The 18,997-nt window shown below is 69.5% G+C and carries 15 protein-coding genes; 7 read left to right on the top strand and 8 right to left on the bottom strand.

The window, feature by feature from the left end; all coding sequences use genetic code 11:
- Positions 1–90: 90 nt before the first annotated feature.
- A complete protein-coding gene (locus C8258_RS19765; RefSeq protein WP_106956470.1) occupies positions 91–705 on the top strand; it encodes a TetR/AcrR family transcriptional regulator in 615 nt (204 codons plus the stop codon).
- Positions 706–714: 9 nt separating this feature from the next.
- Here C8258_RS19765 and C8258_RS19770 read toward each other — a convergent pair whose 3' ends face one another.
- The 4 genes from C8258_RS19770 to C8258_RS19785 form a co-directional block, all read right to left on the bottom strand.
- A complete protein-coding gene (locus tag C8258_RS19770; protein WP_106956471.1) occupies positions 715–2,778 on the bottom strand; it encodes a neutral/alkaline ceramidase in 2,064 nt (687 codons plus the stop codon).
- A gap of 113 nt (positions 2,779–2,891) precedes the next feature.
- Positions 2,892–5,315, bottom strand: a complete 2,424-nt coding sequence (locus C8258_RS19775; protein WP_233225207.1) for a glycoside hydrolase family 3 protein — start codon at positions 5,313–5,315, stop codon at positions 2,892–2,894.
- Between the two features lie 60 nt (positions 5,316–5,375).
- Positions 5,376–5,840, bottom strand: a complete 465-nt coding sequence (locus C8258_RS19780) for a nitroreductase family deazaflavin-dependent oxidoreductase (RefSeq protein ID WP_106956473.1) — start codon at positions 5,838–5,840, stop codon at positions 5,376–5,378.
- Between the two features lie 12 nt (positions 5,841–5,852).
- Positions 5,853–6,452: a TetR/AcrR family transcriptional regulator gene (locus tag C8258_RS19785; protein WP_106956474.1), complete on the bottom strand. Its 600-nt coding sequence runs from the start codon at positions 6,450–6,452 to the stop codon at positions 5,853–5,855.
- A gap of 188 nt (positions 6,453–6,640) precedes the next feature.
- On the opposite strand from C8258_RS19785, the gene C8258_RS19790 reads away from it, so the two are divergent.
- Positions 6,641–8,719 carry an acyltransferase family protein gene (locus C8258_RS19790; RefSeq protein WP_106956475.1) on the top strand — a complete coding sequence of 693 codons (2,079 nt, stop codon included), beginning with the start codon at positions 6,641–6,643 and terminating at the stop codon, positions 8,717–8,719.
- Here the strand turns inward: C8258_RS19790 and C8258_RS19795 are convergent.
- The 3 genes from C8258_RS19795 to C8258_RS33570 are packed head-to-tail and all read right to left on the bottom strand — an operon-like array spanning position 8,646 to position 12,623.
- Positions 8,646–9,623 carry a glucosyl-3-phosphoglycerate synthase gene (locus C8258_RS19795; protein ID WP_106956476.1) on the bottom strand — a complete coding sequence of 326 codons (978 nt, stop codon included), beginning with the start codon at positions 9,621–9,623 and terminating at the stop codon, positions 8,646–8,648. The genes C8258_RS19790 and C8258_RS19795 overlap by 74 nt on opposite strands.
- A gap of 10 nt (positions 9,624–9,633) precedes the next feature.
- Positions 9,634–11,202 (bottom strand): glycosyltransferase family 39 protein, encoded by a 1,569-nt coding sequence (locus C8258_RS19800; RefSeq protein WP_106956477.1) that lies wholly within the window; start codon positions 11,200–11,202, stop codon positions 9,634–9,636.
- The gene (locus C8258_RS33570) at positions 11,199–12,623 is read right to left on the bottom strand and encodes a condensation domain-containing protein (protein WP_106956478.1); all 1,425 of its coding nucleotides are present in this window, start codon (positions 12,621–12,623) and stop codon (positions 11,199–11,201) included. The genes C8258_RS19800 and C8258_RS33570 overlap by 4 nt, the downstream gene beginning before the upstream one ends.
- Before the next feature lie 249 nt (positions 12,624–12,872).
- On the opposite strand from C8258_RS33570, the gene C8258_RS19810 reads away from it, so the two are divergent.
- Positions 12,873–13,919 (top strand): alpha/beta hydrolase family protein, encoded by a 1,047-nt coding sequence (locus tag C8258_RS19810; RefSeq protein WP_106956479.1) that lies wholly within the window; start codon positions 12,873–12,875, stop codon positions 13,917–13,919.
- Here C8258_RS19810 and C8258_RS19815 read toward each other — a convergent pair.
- The gene (locus C8258_RS19815; protein ID WP_106956480.1) at positions 13,916–14,803 is read right to left on the bottom strand and encodes an IclR family transcriptional regulator; all 888 of its coding nucleotides are present in this window, start codon (positions 14,801–14,803) and stop codon (positions 13,916–13,918) included. The two genes, C8258_RS19810 and C8258_RS19815, sit on opposite strands and share 4 nt — an antisense overlap.
- Before the next feature lie 71 nt (positions 14,804–14,874).
- Between C8258_RS19815 and C8258_RS19820 the strand changes: the two genes are divergently transcribed.
- From C8258_RS19820 to C8258_RS19835, 4 genes are all read left to right on the top strand, one after another.
- A complete protein-coding gene (locus tag C8258_RS19820) occupies positions 14,875–16,329 on the top strand; it encodes a hypothetical protein (RefSeq protein WP_233225208.1) in 1,455 nt (484 codons plus the stop codon).
- 400 nt (positions 16,330–16,729) lie between these two features.
- On the top strand, positions 16,730–17,476 hold the full coding sequence (locus tag C8258_RS19825; RefSeq protein WP_106956481.1) for a hypothetical protein: 747 nt from the start codon (positions 16,730–16,732) through the stop codon (positions 17,474–17,476).
- Positions 17,477–17,584: 108 nt separating this feature from the next.
- Entirely contained in the window at positions 17,585–17,983 is a 399-nt protein-coding gene (locus C8258_RS19830; RefSeq protein ID WP_106956482.1) for a BlaI/MecI/CopY family transcriptional regulator, read from the top strand.
- Entirely contained in the window at positions 17,980–18,975 is a 996-nt protein-coding gene (locus tag C8258_RS19835; RefSeq protein ID WP_106956483.1) for a M56 family metallopeptidase, read from the top strand. The genes C8258_RS19830 and C8258_RS19835 overlap by 4 nt, the downstream gene beginning before the upstream one ends.
- The last annotated feature ends 22 nt before the right edge of the window (positions 18,976–18,997 follow it).

Consider the following 18,997-nt stretch of genomic DNA (forward strand, 5'->3'; position numbering starts at 1 on the left):
CCTCCACATCGGACACGTGCGGCCACGTCCGGAAAGACGTGTCCACCTGCTAGAACGTTCGCTCTAGAGCGTGTGTTCTAGTATGGGATCATGTCCGAGACCGTGTCAACCCCGACCGCCGAGCGCATCGTCACCGCCACGGCGGAACTGATGCGCCGCCAGGGCTACGGCGCCACCAGTGTCAAACAGATCACCGCCGCCGCGCGGGCCCCGATCGGATCGCTGTATCACCATTTCCCGCAGGGCAAACAGCAGATCGCGGCCGCCGCGCTGCGAACCAGCGGCGCCGCCTACATCCAGCTGCTACCGCTGCTGATGGATCCGTATCCGGACCTGCGGGTGGCGGTGGTGGCCGCGTTCACCGCCGCCGCGGAACAGATCGAGCAGTCCGGCTGGATGAACATGTGCCCGGTCGGCACGGTCGCGGGCGAGATCGCCGACAGCGAACCTGCGTTGCGAGAGGTGACCGCCGAAGTGATGCAGTCGTGGATCGACCAGGGCAGCGCGTACTTCCGGGCCCGCGGGCTGTCCGCGCCCGCGGCTCACACCTTCGTGATCGCGGTCCTGGGCGCCCTGGAGGGTGCGTTCATTCTCAGCCGCACCCTGCGCTCGACCGGCCCGATCGAATCGGCCGGGGTGGCGATGGCCGCCTATCTCGACACGCTCACCGAAACCCGCTCCCCGGCAACGATTTACGAGGAATGAAACAGACGCTCAGCCCACGGTGAATTCGGCGGTCGTGCCGGTGAACGGGACGGTCGCGGCGCCGTCGCGGCGGTCACCGCGGTATTCGATGCGATAGCGTCCCGCTTCCGCATCGGCGGGCACGGTCCAGTGGATGGCGACCCGCGAGGCCTCGGGCTGGCCGGGCGGGCGTGACCAGTGCAGTTCGGTGCACCAGTCGTCGTCGTCGAATACCGCGCGCCATTGCTCGCCCTCGGCGCGCTGCACCTCGAAATAGCTTCCGCCGGTGTGGAAATCGTTGGCGGGGTGGGCGCCGCAGAACTCGACCGTCACCGTATCGCCGTGTCCGTAGCCGGGTTTCGGCGCGGTGATCACCTCACCGAATGTGCGCCCGGTCATCGGCGCATCGGCCGGTACCGGCGGCAGCAGATTCGGCTGTATGCCCGCCGTCCAGTCCAGCGGGGCCGGGCCGCGGCCCAGGTCGACGCGCGCGGCCACGGCGCGGGCCAGTCGATCGAATTCCTGCACATAGGCGGGCAGTGTCCAGCGACCGTACAGCGTCTCCCCGCCCTCGTACTGTTGAGAGGCGTATTCCTCCGGCGTGGTCACGTAGCCGCAGTAGCCGTTCGAATACCCTTGCAGCAGCACGTTTTCCAGCGGCACGGACAGTGCGTGCGCCACCACCCGCCGGATGCGCAAGCCCGAGACCACCGTGTATTCCGCCGGACCCGAGGCCAGCACCAGATCGCCGATCCGCAGAATCTGGATCGGCACCGTCAGCGGCACCCACGGGCGCGGCGGCAGCACACCCAGCGGCGCCACGATCAGTTTGGGCGCCTGTACATCCCGCATCCACTGCTCGACGGGGCCGTCCAGTCCGCCGAGCGCCGCGACGACCGGATCCGCGTTGCCTTCCTGCAGGAACGACAGCTGGGTCTTCCAGTTGTCCTCCGAACTGGTCGCGGCGGCCGCGGCGCCCATCATGGCGGGCGCGGTGCGCGCCGGTTTGCCGTCGGGAGTGTAGGACCCGTCGATGGCGATGTCGGCCATGTTCAGATAGCGCAGTGCCGCGTCCACTCCCCCACTGCGCATCGGCCGCGCCGCGTCGAAAGCCGCACGGCCCGCACGATATTGACGCTCGCCGATGAGAGAGCAGTTGAGCCGGTTGTCCTCGGTGGGCCCGGACGGATGCCACGGCGTGAGTCCGATGTTCGGCGTCATATCGCCGGCGTTGGTCTGCGCGAACGCCGCCACGAAACCGGGCTTTCCGGCGCCCGGGCGCACCCCCATCTCGTCGTGTTCCCAGCGATAGCTGGCATAGCCCTTGTTGTCGGCCGAGATCAGCGTATTGGCGTCGGTGAGCGAGGTCCCGTGCGTCGCGAACCAGGTGATCGCGCCGATGTCGTTGCCGCCCTGCCGCAATCGCAGCACCGTCACCTGCGGATCGATCGCGTTCGGGAAGGCGGCCTTGTCGTCCGGCGGGTTGAGGTCGAAGGCCACCCGGGAGCGGTTGGCCGAGGCGTCGTGCAGTTCGCCGTGCCCCAGCGACAGTGTGCCCGGCGCCAGATTCTCGTGCGCCGCGACCAGTGCCGCGACGATACCGTCCACTTCGGCCTGATGGGAGTTGTTCTGAAAGCCGTATGCGGCAAGCGAATACGCGTATTCGCGCGCCGTGCCGCCGCACGAATTGTGATTATGGGTGGCGTTGAGGTTGACGTTGCGCTCGGTGTACAGCGCACCGTACCGCTGTGCCAGGCGCTGCATCACGGCCAGATGCACCGACTGGAACAGGCAGGCGATATCCGCGTTGACGAAGGCCACCCGCTCACCGCTGGCCCGGTCGACCACGATATAGGCGCGCGCCCAGGTGCGCATGAGCAGCCCGGTCGCGACCTGGTCGAGTTCGGAGTAGCCCATCATGCCCTGCCCGGCGACCGCGCCGGTGACGTCGGCGATGCCCGCGCCGACCAGATATCCCGCCTCGTCGCCGGTGACCCGGATCGGTGCCGCCCCCGCGGAAGCGGCGGCCCCCACACCCGCGGCCACGGCCGCGGTCACGGTGCCGGCCAGCATCGATCGCCGGGTAAACGTCACTGATCGCTCCTTCGATTCCGGCCGCCACGCTGCGACCGCCTCCTCCAACCGTGTGCACCGGAGATTACTGATCACTCGTCCAGTACGCTAGCCCCGATTTCGTGTTGTCCGGGTTACTCGATCGGCGCGGTCAGCGGCAGGGCGATCACCGAGGTGCCGACGTGCACGGTGAAGGCCCCGGGTTCGGTGTCCCAACCCGCCTCCGTCCAGTGCTGGAACGCCCGCTGCGGCAGCGGAATTCGCACGCGGCGCACCCCACCTGGCTCGGCGGTGACGCTGGCGAAGGCCGCCAGCCACCGCACCGGCCGCTCGACCGCACTGTCCTCACGGGACAGATAGACCTGCACGACCTGCTTTCCGGTCCGCTCACCGATATTGGCCACGGTCACCTCGACATCGTGGCCGTCCACCGCGAGATCGCTCAGTTCCCATATGGTGTAGCCGAGTCCGTGGCCGAACGGGTACGCCGGCTGCACACCGGCGCGCAGCCAGGCGCGGTAGCCGATGTGCACGCCCTCGTCGTAGGTCAGGGTGCCGTCGGCGGCCGGGGTGGTGTCACGGACCGGCACATCGGCGAGTTCCTTCGGCCAGGTGGTCGGCAACCGGCCGCCGGGTTCGGCCGCGCCGGTCAGCACATCGGCCAGCGCGGCGCCGAATTCCTGACCGGGGAACCAGGACAGCAGCACCGCCGCCACCTCGTCGCGCCACGGCATCTCTACGGGCGCACCGGCATTCACGACCACCACGGTGCGCGGATTGACGGCGGCGACCGCGGCGACCAGGTCGTTCTGGCGGCCGGGCAGCGCCAGCGTGGTCCGGTCGCGCCCCTCGCTCTCCAGCTGTTCGGTGGTGCCGACGACCACCACGGCCACCTCGGCCCGGCGCGCGGCCTCGACCGCCGCGGCGAATTCCTCCTCCGGTGCGCGCTCCGGCCGCGCCACGACCAGGCCGACACCGAGAATCATGCCCAGCCCCGCAGCCGCCGACACACCCGAACCGACCGTGATCCGGACGTCGACCTCCTGACCGGCGGCGAGCTCGCGCGCGACGAAGCGTTGCGGCGGATCCAGCAGCGCGGCAACGGGATCCGATCCCTCGAAGGCGATTTCGGTGTCGATCGCGGTCGCGCCGTCGAGTTCCATCACGCAGCGACCGAGTGCCGCGACACCGAGCCGCCACTCACCCGCCACATCGGCGCGCAGCCGCGCGCGCAGTTCGATCGCCGACGCGGCGGCCGCGTGCGGATCACCGAACAGCACCAGCCGGCCCGCCGCGCGGTGCTGGGTGTCGAGGACACGGTCGCCGTCGAGATAGCGCAGGCACAGTCCCGGCGTCTCGGTGGCCGGGTCGGTGACGAGCTCCAGCGGCACGGGAATCAGGTCGTCGCCGGTGCGCACACCCGGTGTGTGGGTGACCGGCAGCACCGCCGACAGACCCTCGACCGGCGTGACGGTGTGGTCGGGGATCACGGTCGCACTGCCGCCGCCCATGTACCGCGGCTGCGCGGCGGCGGGCCCGAGCAGCGCCACCGAGGTCTGCGGCGGCAGCGGCAGCACACCGTCGTTGTGCACCAGCACCATCGCGGCCGCGGCGGCGCGGCGTACCAGATCGTGGGCCTGTTCGGCGGTGAAGTCCGGCACCGGCCGGAGTTCGTGCGGGGCCAACCCGCCGACGCGATCGGCGAAACGCAGGATGCGCCTGACCTTGTCCTCGATCGCGGACTTCGGCACGGTGCCGGCCGCGAGCGCGTCGGCGAGGGCCGAACCCCACAGCGGCGACGGGCCCGGCATGGCCAGGTCGGTGCCGCGCGCGGCGCCTTCGGTACTGCGCACGGCGGTCCAGTCCGAAACGACCACACCGTCGAATCCCCAACTGCCCTTGAGAGGTTCGTCCAGCAGGGGCGATTCGGTCATGGTGGTGCCGTCGACGCTGTTGTAGGCGGCCATCACCATCCACGCGCCGGCCTGCACCGCGCGTTCGAACGGATACAGGTACAGCTCGTGCAGTGCGCGCGCGGCGACGCGGACGTCGACGGTGAAGCGGTCGGTCTCGGAATCGTTGGCCACGAAATGTTTCGGGCAGGCGGCGACGCCGTGTGCCTGCACCGCACGCACATACGCGGCCGCGATCTCCGCGGTGAGCATCGGATCCTCGGAGAAGCATTCGAAATGCCTTCCGCCGAGCGGTGATCGGTGCAGGTTCACGGTGGGACCGAGGACGGCGTAGACATTCTTCTGGCGGGCCTGCGCCGCGATCAGTGCCCCGATCTCGGTGAGCAGGTCGCGGTCCCAGCTGGCGGCCAGCGCGGTTCCGGACGGCAGGCTGATCGAGGGATCGCGTTCGTCCCAGTTCTCACCGCGCACACCCGACGGCCCGTCCGAGACCGGCATCTCCGCGAGGCCGATCGCGGAATCCCCGGCCATGCGGAACATTCCGGCGCCGGAGACGAGTCGTAGTTCGGCCGCCGGATCCAATTGTGTTGCCAGCTGCTCGATCCGGTCGTCCATCGGGTGCCCCGTTTCGTCTCGACTGCGCATCGGCCTCGACGCTACGGGATATCGACGGGTCGGCGCCGTATCGGCCGCCGCGCGTCGGAGCTACCGCAGCCGCAACCGGACCATCGGCAGCGTGTCGACCGGCGCTCCGGTCGCTCGTTCGATCACGGCGCGCAGATTCTGCCAGGCCTTCGGGTGCTCGCGAACGTAGTGCGCGAGCGCCGCCGCGGAGTCGGCCTCGGTCATCGCCGTCGCCGTCGCCGGCACCGCGCGGCGGGTACCGACCCACAGGCGGACCTTCGATTCGGCCTGAATGTTGCGGTACCACTGGGCGCGCGTGCCGAAGCCGGACACGATGACGTACTCGCGCGGGCCCGGGTGGTCGACCACCTCCAGCACCACGTGCCGCTTCGCACCGCTCGTGCGACCGATGTGTTCCATCATCAGCAGCCGTTGTCCGAAGACGAATCCGAGACCCGCGCGGTACAGCCCGATGGGCGCGCGGACCAGCGCGCGGGTGTGCAGCGCACGCGCACCCAGCCCTGCGGCGAATTCGGCGAATGCCATGGCGGTCTCCTCCTAGTCGACGGTGGGTCGGGGCCGCTCGTGCCCGGGACCGGCCCGGACGCCCGCGATCCGCAGCAGCGGCGTCGCGAGGTCCAGCTCGCGCAGTCCCGGATCGATGAGCCTATGCAGCACCAGGCCGTCCAGCGCGGCCACCAGCACGACCGCGGTCGCCTCCGGATCGGGGACGGATCCGTCGGCGCGCAGCCGGGCGACGATCGTGGCGCGGAATTCGGCGAGGACGGCGGCCAGGCCGTCGCGCAGCCGTTCGTGCCGCGTGGCGGCGAGCAGCATCTCGCTGAACACCCGGGTGTCGGCGCTCGACTGGTCGTAGCCGCCGATCAGCGACAACAGGGCGGTGATGCCGGTCGCAGTATCACCGAGCAGGTCCGCGGGGACGTCACCGGCCAGCCGCCGCATCATTCGCAGCGCCGCGTCGATCAGCAGATCGTCCACCGAGCGGAAGTGATAGTGCACCAGCCCGGCCCGCACCCCGGCCCGTTCCGCGACGAGCCTGGTCGTCACCGCTCCCCAGCCGCGCTCGGCGATCAGCTGCGTCGCGGCGTCCATCAGCCGGGCCCGCGTCTCGCGGCCTTGTTCTTCCGCGGTGACCATCGCACCTCCTTGGACGTTCGCCTTGGGCGAATGACCAAACTGTATCGCGGCATTGGCCGTGGTCACAAGAGGCCGTCGACTTGCCGCACGCCACGCTCGCGGAGTTGGTCCCGGGTAAGGACGGTGTGATAGGGAATTGTCGTGTCATGCACCCCTTCCGTTCATCCCGTCTACACCGCCGCGACGTCATGCCCGCGACGTTGACGGAGGCGGCCATCGATCACGCGCTAGCGGTGGGCTATCGCCGGGACCTGGACGGATTGCGCGGACTGGCCATCGCGCTGGTGGTGGTGTTCCACATCTGGTTCGGCCGGGTGTCCGGTGGGGTGGACATCTTCCTGGTGCTGTCCGGCTATTTCTTCACCGGATCGCTGCTGCGCCGGGCCGAATCCGGGGAGGTCGGCATCGGCCTTACCCTGCGGCGTACCGCCCGCCGGCTACTGCCCGCCCTCGTCGTGGTGCTCGGCGCCGTCGTCGTGGCGACCGTCACGATGCGGCCGTACACGCAGTGGGGTGATCTGGCCGGCCAGACCCTGGCCTCGCTGCTCTACTACCAGAACTGGCGGCTGGCGACGACGTGGTCGGACTATCTGGCCGCCGATCCCTCGGTGAGCCCGCTGCAACATCTGTGGTCGATGTCGGTGCAGGGGCAGTACTACCTCGCGGCCCTGCTCGTGGTGGCCGCCACGGTATGGGTGTGCCGGCGGCTCGGGCGCGAGCGCGCGATGAGGCCGGCGCTGGCGGCGGTGATCGTGGTCGCCGCCCTCGCCTCGTTCCTCTACGCCGCGCAGGGTTCGGCGACCCACCAGGGCTGGAACTACTACGACAGCGCGGCGCGGGCGTGGGAACTGCTGGTCGGCGCCGGATTGGCATTGGCCGCCGCCTCGCTGCGCGTGCCGCGAGTCGTACGGGCGGTGCTGGCGGCCGCGGGCCTGCTGGTGGTCGCTGTGGGTGGCTGGATCACCGACGGCGCGAATCAGTTCCCGGGGCCGCCGGCGCTGCTGCCGGTCGGTGCGGCCGTGGCGTTGATCCTCGCCGGTGCCGGGGTCGGGACCGAGGACCAGCCGCGGCTCACCCGGCTCCTGGCCTCGCCGCCGCTGGTCCGGCTCGGCGATCTGGCCTATTCGCTGTATCTGTGGCATTGGCCGTTGCTGATCTTCCTGCTCGCCGAACGCGGCGGCTCCCGCGCCGGGGTGAGCGGCGGCGCGGCGGTGATCGCCGTCTCCCTGGGGCTGGCCTACCTCACCCATCGCTACATCGAGCAGCCGCTGCGCCTGCGCCCCCGGCAGGAGACGGACGCACCGATGTTCGGGCCGCGGTATCGCCGCACCGCCGGGGTCGCGCTGTCGGTGACCGCGGCGGTGGTCGCCTGCGCGGCGGTCACCTGGAGTGCGGTCGTGCAGACTCATCCGCCGCGTGCGGTGGGTGCCCTCGACCCGGTGCAGTATCCCGGCGCCGAGGCACTGGTCGGCGGCGCGTCGGTCCCGCAGGCGCGCATGCGGCCGACGCTGTACGAGGCGCCGGCCGAACTGCCCAGCCCGACCGTCGACGGATGTATCGCCGACTGGGATCATCGCGAGGTCGTCACCTGTACCTACGGGGCGGCCGATGCCCCGCACACGCTCGCGGTGGTCGGCAACTCCCATGCCGAGCACTGGATGCCGGCACTGCAGCAGCTGGCGGCACAGCACAATTTCAAGATCCTCGTGCACCTGAAGATGGGCTGTCCGCTCACCCTCGATCAGAACGCGATGTACAAGGGCGAACCGAATCCCGATTGCCGCGACTGGTCGCACGAGGTGATCGATCTGCTGGGCAACGAGCGGCCCGAATGGGTGTTCACCACCGGCACCCGTCCGGTCGACGCGGGCGGCGACGAAACCCCGACCGACTACCAGGATGTGTGGAAAGCCCTGTCCGACAAGGGCATCCGGGTGATCGCGGTCCGCGACACCCCGTGGTTGCGCCGCGACGGTGTGCGCTACCGCGCGATCGACTGCCTGGCCCGCCACGGCGATCGGATCAGTTGCGGCATGCACCGCGCCGATGCGCTCTCACCGGTCAATCCGGCCCTGGACGCGTCGGCCGCCTTCCCGAACGTCTTTCCGATCGACCTCACCGACGCCGTGTGCGAACGCGACGTCTGCCCGGTGGAGGTCGGCAACATCCTCGTCTATCACGACGAACACCACTTCACCGCGAGCTACGCGCGTTCGCTGGCCCCCGAACTCGGCCGGCAGCTGAGCCCGCTGCTGGGTTGGTGGTGACCAGCGACGCCAGCGGCGGACGTTCGGCCGCCGACACCGGAGTCGTCACCCGCCGCCACCCCGTCGCGCCGGGCCGGAACTGGGTCAGCCCCACCCCCGAATCGGCGATGTCGAGGCGCGCGAGCAGTGTCGCGATGATCTGACGGCTCATCACGGCCAGTTCGTGGGTGGGCCGATTGCGGTGGATGCGGACGCCCAGGTCGACCTCACCGATCGCGGCGCGGCCGTAGCGGTGCAGGGTGTCGAGCAGGATGCCGATCTCGACGCCGTAGCCGGGCGCGAACGGAATCTCGGTGAGCAGGGCGCGGGTGGCGGCGTATTCACCGCCGAGCGGCTGCCGCACATCGGCCACCTCGGGGGCGAGCGCGGTCAGCAGCGGCCGGGCCACCAGCTGGGTCACCCGCCCGCCGCCGTCGGTGTCGCCGAGCGGATCGTCGCCGAGCGGGCGCCGGTAGAACCCTTTCACCAGCTGAATGCCCGGATCCCGCAGCAACGGCGCCACCAGCGCGGGCACGAAGCCCGGGTGCGGATCGTGCAGGTCGGAATCGATGAACACGACGATATCGCCGGTCGTCACCGCCAGCGACCGCCACAGCACCTCCCCCTTGCCCGTGCGCACCGGCACCCCGGGCAGCGCCTGCTCGCGGGTATACACCGCGCTCGCACCGGCGGCGCGGGCGCGGGCGATGGTGTCGTCGGTCGAGCCGGAGTCGACGACGACCAGTTCGTCGACGAGTCCACCGACCAGATCCCGGATCGAACCGATGACTCCCGCGATGGTGTCACGTTCGTTCAAGGCCGGGATCACGACCGAGACGGTCCGGTCGCCTTTGGCCCGGATCAGGTCGGTCGTGCCGACATCGTGTGCGGGACAGGCCGGTTCGGTGGGCGCGGCATACGTCATCGATATCTCCTCAGATACCCGGGTCCAGAATGTCGGTCGTCAGCTCCGGCCACAGCCGCGCCCAGGTGTCGCGCGGCCCGGTACACCGCCAGATGGTCACGTGGGCGTCGATACCGGGGAACCCACGCGGATCGTCGAGCCGGACGAGGGGTTCGACGATGGAAAACGTTCGGCGCAACCGTGTTTCGGCGGTGTCGGTGTCGACGTAGATGATCGTGGTGGTGCCGGGCGGTGGGCGGCCGAACTCCGCGAAACCGCGATCGGGACTGTAGACCGGCGGCAGTTCCGGCGACCCGAAACGAGCCAGCGCCGCGGCCTGCCAATAGGTCCGGGTCAGTATCGCGGTAGGGGCGTGATCCGGACCGGCTCGTTCGGCGGCCAGCGACGCGCCCGCGACGAGAGCTTCCCAGCCGGTGGTGCCCGAAATCCGCATGCGCGTGGACAATTCGGCCCGCGTGGTCACCGTCCGTGGCGGGTCACCCGATGGCAACAGCAGCACCACCCCCAGGGCGATGACGATCGACAACGCCGCGGCGGTGCAGGCCGCGACCCGCGACCATCGCACGGGCAACCGCTCCACCAGGACGCAGGCACCCGCCGCGAACAGCACCGGCAGCAGCCCGGCAAGGTAGTAGGGACGCCCGCCGGTTGCGGCCACGAACACCGCCATGACGCAGGCGGCGACGGCCAGGAAGCGGTGATCGCGCAACCGGCGACCCGCGAATCCCCAAGCAGCACAGACGATCAGCACCACACCCAGCACTCCGGCCATCGTCACCAGCTGCACCGGCAAGCCGGCCGTCCCGCCTGTCGCCGCCTGCTGTTCGTCGCGGATCACCGCGCCCATGGCCAGCTGCGGCCAGCCGTGGCGTTCCTGCCACAGCAGTGCCGGTGCCGCCGACACGGCCGCGATACCGGCGGCGGCCCACAGCGCGGGCCGGCGCACGATCTCCCGCGGCCCGCAGCAGGCGATGCCGACGGCGAATGCGCCCACGACCACGGGCAGTAGCAGTTTCACCTGCAGATCGATCGCCGCGACCACCCCCGCGATCAGCAGCAACCGGTCCGCGCGAGTCCGCACCCAGCGTGCCGACAGCCAGGCGAGAACGGCGACGGCCGTACTGTCGAGGGCGAAGGTCGACAGCGAGGCGGTCTGGGTGACCACATAGGGGCAGCAGGCATAACCGATCGCGGCCAGGATCCGCGCGGCGCGGCCGCCGCCGAACTCCCGCGCGAGCGCCGCGGTGACGACGATCGCCGCCACTGCGGCCAGGATGGCCGGCAGTCGCAGCACGGTCAGGGAGTCGGGCGCGACAGCGTGCGCGGCGCGTGCGAGCAGCGGAATCAGCGGTCCCTGATCGACGTATCCGGCGGCCGGGTGATATCCGGCGGCGACGAAGTACAACTCGTCGCCGAACCAGTCGTACCGCGCGGACCGGGCCACGAGCACCGCCGCCGTGAGCACCGCTACCACGCCGACCCACACCGCGCCGGAAGGCATATCGCGATGCGCGACGGCATCGGTGAAACCGATTCCGGCCGAGGTGGTCTCGCTACGACTCGGGGCGCGATCGGTCACAGTAATGCGGCATCGACCCGTTCGGTGCCGGTCAGCGCGATGTCGCGGCACAGCGTCGTCAGGGTCGACAGATATTGCGCCACCGCCTCGTGCGCCCGCGGAGTATCCGGGAACACCATGCTCAGCTGGGTGATGTCGGGGAAGCGGTTGATCCACAGGTAGACCTCGCTGGAACTGGCCCGGTTGCCGTACAGCCCGCCGTTGATGCGGTCGAACATCTCCGCACCCGCCATCCGCCGCACATCGACGTAGGAGACCATCGGCGCCGAGAACCCGGGCCGGGTGCGGATGCGCGGATCGCCGGCGGCCAGTTCCAGCACCCGGTGCACGCACACCTGCGCCAGCTCCTTCGCCGAATCGGCCTGGGCCTGGGCGCGGCCCACCAGGGAGGTGAACGTCTCGTCCGGCCGTACCGCTACCGCGACCGGCACCAGGCTGGTGTACCAGCCGATCGCACCCTGCTCCCCCGCAGTCGCGCGGGTGTTGACCGGTGTGAACACGAAATATTTGTCCCTGCCGGTCAATTCGTGTTCGGTCAGCGCGATCGCGGCGAACACACCACCGAGGAACTTCCCGCCGAAGTCCTGGCACACTTGCTCGAATCGCAGCGCCTCCGCCTCCTCGAACAGCGGCACGGTGATCTGCGCGCCGCGGGTGAATCCGCCGGCACCCGGCGCCACGCCGAGGTCCATCGGAAACGACGGCACCGCGCCGTCGTGGCGGATCAGCAGCTCGAGCCAGCGCTGTACCGGCGCGGATTCGGTGGTGAGCTCGGCGTTGTAGTTCAGTTCCCGTTCGCAGTAGGCGATATGACCGTCGACCGGTTCGATGGGGACCTGGCCGCCGGACAGTTCGTTGCCGTAGAGCAGCAGCAGATCAACACACGACAGCGCCTGTCCCACACCGTCGGTGTGCAGGTGGTCCACGGCCGCGTAGACGGTGAACGAGTCGCCGCGGTCGATGACGCCGAAACCGAAACAGTCCCAATCGAATACATCGCGCGCATGCCGCTGCACATGGTCGCGGACAGCATCGCTGTCGGTGATCTCGCCGTAGTCGCACGGCTCGAAGTCGATATCGGCCGGGTCGGCGACGTGGCGCGCGATCCGCTCACCGGGTTCACAGGAGAACCAGCTCCAGAACGTGTCGTGGCGGCGGGCGAACGCGGTGATCGTCCGGGTCATGGCGTCCCGGTCCAGCACGCCGGGAAAGTCGAAGGCGATCATGCACAGCCGGGATGCGCGAGATCCGCTGTCGCGCTGGCGATATGCCGCGCGCAGATATTCGCGCTGCTGGTACGACGGGCCGACCGGATGTTCCGGGGCGGCCAGGACCGCCGCACGCGACTGCGCAGTGGGTGCCCAGGCGATGAGTCTGCCGGGCTGCGGATGCCAATCGTCGAAGAAGCCGAAACCGACCATGGAAACCCTCGTTTCGTCCAGATGTGACGACCCGCCGGCGCCGGCCGCGCCGCCGAATCACGCGGACCGAGTCAACGGCACCCGCGCCCATCCGCCAACCATCGCTGTGGAAGTTTGTGACCTTCCCCAGATCCGGTCGAGTCCGATAGGCCGCCGGTCCCAACAGTCGGCGGAACACCTTGCGACCGTGACCTTCGCGGGCCTACCTTGACCGCCGTCCGGACCCGACGGAACGAGAGAGGTAGGCGGATGATTCGCCGCTCACTGCCCACCGCCCTGCTGGCGTCGGTGCTGACCGCGGCGCTGTGCGCGACACCCGCGGTGGCCGACGACCCGCCACCCACCCCGGTGAGCGTCGCCGCGCTCACCGCCGCCGCCGAACCCGCCGCGGACGGCGCGCATTTGCTCGGTGTCGAGCAGGAATCCGACGGCATGCTGGATCTGCGCGTGCACTCCGCGGCGATGAATCGCGCGATCGAGGTGAAAGTCCTTCGGGCGCCGGACGGTTCGACCCCGGCGCCGGTGCTGTATCTGCTCAACGGCGCCAGCGGTGGTTCGGAGGCAAGCAGCTGGCCGGAACAGACCGATATCGTCGACTTCTTCCGCGGCAAACAGGTCACGGTGGTGACGCCGATGGGCGGCAACGGCAGCTATTTCGCCGATTGGCGCGCCGACGATCCCGTGCTCGGCCGGCAGAAGTGGTCGAGTTTCCTCACCACGGAGCTGCCGCCGATCATCGATTCGGCCTTTCACGGCTCCGGCGCGAACGCGGTGGCCGGCATCTCCATGGCCGGCACCTCCGTCTTCCAGCTGGCCCTGGCCGCGCCCCAGCTCTACCGGGCGGTCGGCTCCTACAGTGGCTGCGCGCGCACCAGCGATCCACTGGGGCAGGCGTTCGTCGACGGCGTGGTGCTGCGGTGGCACGGTGATCCGCTGAATCTGTGGGGTGCGCCCGACGATCCGCTGTGGGCGGCCCACGACCCGTACGTCAACGCGGACCGGCTGCGCGGGCTGGCGATCTACGTTTCGACCGGCAACGGAATTCCCGGTCCCCTCGACAATCCGGACGGGCCCGGAATCCACGGCAACACCCGCAAACTCATCGAGCAGCTGGTCTACGGCGGAGTGCTCGAGGCCGCCACTCACAATTGCTCGATCGCGCTGCGGGACCGGCTGACGCAGTTGAACATTCCCGCGACCTTCGACCTGCGCGCGAACGGCACCCACTCCTGGGGCTACTGGCAGGAGGATCTGCACCGCTCCTGGCCGATATTCGAACAGGCCCTGAACCGCTAACCCGCGGCCGCGATTTTCCGTGCGGCGGAGACGGTTTCGCGCACGTACTCCGCGCGCTCGGCCGCGCCGACGGCGGCACTGAGCGGGCCGATCTGGACCTCCATCACCACCCGCTCACCGTCGAAGACCGGGACCGCGAGATAGCTGATCGGCAGTGCGCGATCGCTGTCGAGATCGGCACGGCTGTGCGCTGTGCCGCCGATCGTGGCCAGCAGTGCCAGGACTCGCTCCCGCAACTCCTTGTCCGCGGGCCGGTCGGACAGATGATCGACCACCTCGGCCAGCACTCGCAGCGTGGGCAGGCTGGCCGCGTCCAGACCCCACGCGCAATATCCCAGGGCGCGAACGGTTTCCAGCACCTGTTCGAATTCGGCCCGGCGCTCGGGCGGCGCCTGCTGCAACCACGCGCGCTGCGCGGGCAGGCCGGCGTGGGCCAGGACGGCCGCACCCGCCGGAGGGCGCAACGGTATCCGGGTGCCGGCCTCGATTCCGGCCGGGATCAGCCCGGGCCCGCCGGCCACCGCGACGAAGATCACTTCGCTGCCGGCGATGGAGGTGAGCGCGGCGCCGCAGCCCACCCGTTCGGCCAGCCGCCGCAGTTCGGCCTCCACCCGGTCGTGATCGCGCAGGCGATCCCGCAACCGTCCGCCCAGCACGAGCAACGCGGGACCGGGTTCGTAGCCGAGGTCGGGAAGCCGCCGCACCCAACCGGTTTCCTCCAGGGTGCCCAGAATCGCTCCCATGGTGGAGCGACTCAACCCCAGCGTGTCGGCGATCTCCGCCGAGGTCAGCGCACCGTCGTGCGCGGCGAGCAGTTCCACCACCGACACCACCCGCCGGGTCGGCGGCGAGCTTTCGGCCCGTCCGGTGTTGCCAGTCGGCACGGGGTCTCCTAACCTGTCGCGATACGAATAATTGAATCATTCGATACGAATAATCATATCGAGGAGTGCTTGTGCGACGTAAGGGCTTTACCGAGGGCGCGATCACCTCGATCGCTGCCGCCGCGGCGGCGATACTGACCATCGGCGCGGGAACCGCGAACGCCGCGTTCGGCCCACCCCCTCCGGTCGATCCGTATCTCGGGCCGGTCGGCACCGCCACCATGCACGGCGATGCCGAGTCCTCCGACAGCACTCCGCTGCCGGGTGTCGGTACCGGCGCGGTGAACGCGCAGTTCCGGGAACTGGCCGCCGCGTGCCCGACCATTCTGCAGGGCGCCGACGGCATGCCGCAGGCGTTGTGCACCACCGTCACCGACCGTTCGCCCAAGATATTCCTGCTCGACCCGCACAGCGGTCAGCCGCTCACGTCGCTGTCACTGCCCAAGGGCGGTCTGCTCGGCGGGGTCTACGCCTATCTGGACAATGCCGATCGCATGGTCATGGTCGACGGTGACGACAATCTGGTGCGGGTCGCGCATACGAAGGAGGGCAACGGCTGGAAACTGGCGATCGACTCCTCGACTCCCCTCGGCGCCGCGGTGACCGGTCACTGCGGTGGGAACGGCTGCGACAGCGTCGCCTCGCTGATGCCCGATCGCGACGGCCGGGTGTGGTTCGCCACCGCCAACGGCGCGGTGGGTGCGGTCGACCCGAAAACCGGTGCCGCGCAATCGGTCACACTGCCCGGCGAACATGTCGACAACAGCATCTCGACCGCCCCGGAAGGCACCGCGGTCACCACCGATCACGCCACCTACCTGTTCACCGCGGACGCCTCGGGTGCTCCACACCAGGTGTGGCGCCAGCCCTACGATCGCGGCCCGGCGCGCAAACCCGGGCAGCTCAGCTGGGGCAGCGGGGCCAGTCCGACCTTCTTCGGCCCGCGCGACGGTACCGATTATCTGGCGATCACCGACAATGCGGTACCGCAGGAGAATCTGCTCGTCTACGACACCCGCACCGGCCGCGCGGTCTGCTCGATGCCCGCGGTGGACGGCACCGAGAACTCGCCGATCGGCTCGGGTAACAGCGTCTTCGTGGCGAGCACCTACGGCTATCCGTATCCGGCGCTGCCGGACAACGCCGGTCCGAGCGAGCCGGACAAAGCCGACTTCACCGGCGGTATGGTCCGCATCGATGTGAATGCCGACGGTAACGGGTGCACCCGGAAATGGACCAGTGATGTGAAATCCGCTGCGGTCCCCCGGCTTTCCCTGGCGGACGGCAAGATCTACACGGTCGCCCGCAAGAATCAGATCGCCGGCATCGATACCGGCAGCGCCGGAGCGGTGATCGACACCTATCACCTCGTCGTGATCGACGCGGAAACCGGCACGGAGAATTCCAGCCGATTGATCGGCACCAGCACCGTGCACGACACCCTGCAGATGGTCGGCACGATCGCACCGGGCCGCGTGCAGTACCAGGGCACCACGACCGGACTGTTCCGGATCACACCGAGCTGAACGACGTTTCGGCTGCCACAGGGGCGAGACCGCTACCGGTCCCGCCCCTGTGATTCTTCGGATCGCTCGAAGATTGCTACTGTCGCCGACGGATACGTACGATCCTCTACTAAATGCGTACGTACATAGTCGAATGGCCACGACGATGTCCGGAAACCGCTCGGCCCATTCGGTTCTCACGTTAAATGCTTATTACGCAGCTGTATCCGCTTGGTTAGCAACATTTCTCAACCGTAAACGTTTTCGCGTCGTACCTTTACGCGGGTTCGGTACTCGTTAATCTCGGTTCGCGCGGTCCGGATAATCCGGATTTCGCACCGGCAGCGGATAATTCGGCAATTCTCCCTCTGGAATTCCCGATCGCTCGCCGCCTTATCCGATCGACCACGATGAGGATCCGATGAACAAGACCACCCGTTTGGTCTCCGGCGCGACCATAGCTCTGATGGTGACCGGTGCCGTAGCCACCACCGCCACCACTGCGAACGCCGCCACCGGCACGCCCGCGGCCCCCGCCGCCGGCGCACCGATCGCCGCCGACCCGTTCACACTGACCACCGAAATCCTTCCGGGCGTGCGCTACACCAGCAACACGCAGGACGGCTCGGTCAGCATTCAGACCGGACTGGGTTCGCTCACCACGGTGGGCACCCAGTTCCAGGTCAAGGACGGCAGCGGCGCCCTGGTCGCCGGTACCGCCCTGGCCACCTCGCCCAAGGCCGAACAGGCCGCCACCGCACCCGCCTCGCTGCCGGAGACCCAGCAGGCGGCCGCACAGCAGCCGGCGCCCCAGCCGGCCGCCGTCGAACAACCGGTCACCTCCGCCCAGCCGATCTACACCCAGGACGAGTTCAACTCCGCCCTGAGCGTGGCCGCCACCCAGTTCGGGCTGGCGACCGGTATCGGCAGCCTCGCCGGCGGCGCGGTGGGCGGCATCACCGGCTGTGTGCTCGGCGCGACGATCGGCCTGGCTCTGGTGCCGGAGTTCTTCCTCGGCAGCGCCCCGGCCGGCTGCCTGGTCGGCGCCGGACTCGGTGCCACCGTCGGACCGCTGATCGGCGCCGCCATCCTCGGCGTCCCGGTCGGTATCGCGAGCGCGGTGCAGATGTACAACACCCTCAACGCACCTGCTCCGGCCGCTTCCTGAAATCGGCTCTCCCACCCTGTGGCCCCGTCGTTGCGGCGGGGCCACAGCCGTTCCCGGGGGCTGGGAATGGGTACTATCCCGGTACGTAGTCGATGGTGGAGAGGTGCGATGGCACATCGTTTCGGGGATCTGGAGGCGGTGGTGATGGACCGCATCTGGTCCGCTCCCGACACCATCACCGTGCGGACCGTGTTCGAGGATCTGCTGCGCAGCCGGGAAATCGCCTACACCACGGTCATGACCACCATGGACAATCTGCATCGCAAGGGCTGGCTGGAACGCGAACGCGAGGGTAAGGCCTATCGCTATCGAGCGCGCCTGAGCCGCGAACAGTACAGCGCCCAGTTGATGCGCGAGGCGCTCGGCGGCGGTCGCTCCGATCTGGTGCTCGCCCATTTCGTCGAGCAGATCTCCGACGACGACACCGCCGCACTGCGCAAGGTGTTGCGCCGCGCGAAAACCCGCAATGCCCATACCGAGCAGCCGGGCACCGAGGTCGCCGAGTGACCCTCGCGCTGTGCCTGCTGGGTTACTCGGCACTGGTCTGCGTTCTCGGCCCGCCGATCCTGACCCGGCTCACCGCGCACGGCAGCGTCCCCGCGCTCGGGGTGCTGGCCTGGCTGACCGCGATCGCCGCCGTGCTCGGCGCGTGGACGGCCGCGGCGGTGGCTCTGGCCGTGCAGGTCGCCCACACCTGGGATCTGCCGATGGCCCACCTGTTCGACGACTGTGTGGTGGCCGTGCACGCGACCGCCGACGGCAGCCACGGTCCGGTCGCGCAGTTCGCGGCGCTGATCTCGGCGCTCGCGCTGATCGGATTCGTCGCGGTGCGGGGAGTGCGGGTGATCGGTGCGGTGGTGCGCGCGGGACGTAGCAGCGCCCGGCACGCCCGCTCGGCATCGCTCGTCGGTCGGCGACTGGACGACGACACCGGTGCGGCCGCGGCGGTGGTCATCGATGCGCCGCAACGGGCGGCCTATTGTGTGGCGGGGCGACCGGGGACGGTCGTGGTGACCAGTGCCGCGGTGGCCGCGCTGGATCGGCCGCAGCTCGCGGCGGTGCTCGCCCACGAGGACGCGCATCTGGCCGGGCGGCATCATCTGATCCGCGCGTCGACCCGTGCGCTGACCACCACCTTGCCTCGCATTCCGCTGTTCGCGGCGGCCGACGACCGCATCGCCCAGCTGCTGGAAATGTGCGCCGACGACCGCGCCGCCGGGCGCCACAGCCGCACGGCCGTACTCACCGCGCTGCTCACGCTGTCGGGAGCGACCGGCGATGCCGAGATCCGCTCGCTGCTACCGGATACCGCGCTGGGCACCAGCACACTCGCCGTCGCCGACCGGGTGCACCGGCTGGTGCGCGCCGACTCGCGTACGCGGCGGGCCGGGCGCGGGATTCCGCTCGCGCTGTTCGCGGCTCTCGTCGCCGCGGTACCGGCGTCCGGATATCTGCTGGTGCACTTCGGGATGGCAAGCTGTCTGCCGTTCATCCACTGAAACGGCGACGAGACCGGTTCGC

It is taken from the genome of Nocardia sp. MDA0666, assembly GCF_003023875.1.
Classification (GTDB): Bacteria; Actinomycetota; Actinomycetes; order Mycobacteriales; family Mycobacteriaceae; genus Nocardia; species Nocardia aobensis.

Coding starts and splice junctions, on each gene's coding strand:
- C8258_RS19775 (WP_233225207.1), bottom strand. CDS start 5,315: ATGCGCAGTCGAGACGAAACGGGGCACCCGATGGACGACCGGATCGAG.
- C8258_RS19830 (WP_106956482.1), top strand. CDS start 17,585: ATGGCACATCGTTTCGGGGATCTGGAGGCGGTGGTGATGGACCGCATC.
- C8258_RS19780 (WP_106956473.1), bottom strand. CDS start 5,840: ATGGCATTCGCCGAATTCGCCGCAGGGCTGGGTGCGCGTGCGCTGCAC.
- C8258_RS19795 (WP_106956476.1), bottom strand. CDS start 9,623: ATGACGTATGCCGCGCCCACCGAACCGGCCTGTCCCGCACACGATGTC.
- C8258_RS19790 (WP_106956475.1), top strand. CDS start 6,641: ATGCCCGCGACGTTGACGGAGGCGGCCATCGATCACGCGCTAGCGGTG.
- C8258_RS33570 (WP_106956478.1), bottom strand. CDS start 12,623: ATGGTCGGTTTCGGCTTCTTCGACGATTGGCATCCGCAGCCCGGCAGA.
- C8258_RS19765 (WP_106956470.1), top strand. CDS start 91: ATGTCCGAGACCGTGTCAACCCCGACCGCCGAGCGCATCGTCACCGCC.
- C8258_RS19785 (WP_106956474.1), bottom strand. CDS start 6,452: ATGGTCACCGCGGAAGAACAAGGCCGCGAGACGCGGGCCCGGCTGATG.
- C8258_RS19825 (WP_106956481.1), top strand. CDS start 16,730: ATGAACAAGACCACCCGTTTGGTCTCCGGCGCGACCATAGCTCTGATG.
- C8258_RS19810 (WP_106956479.1), top strand. CDS start 12,873: ATGATTCGCCGCTCACTGCCCACCGCCCTGCTGGCGTCGGTGCTGACC.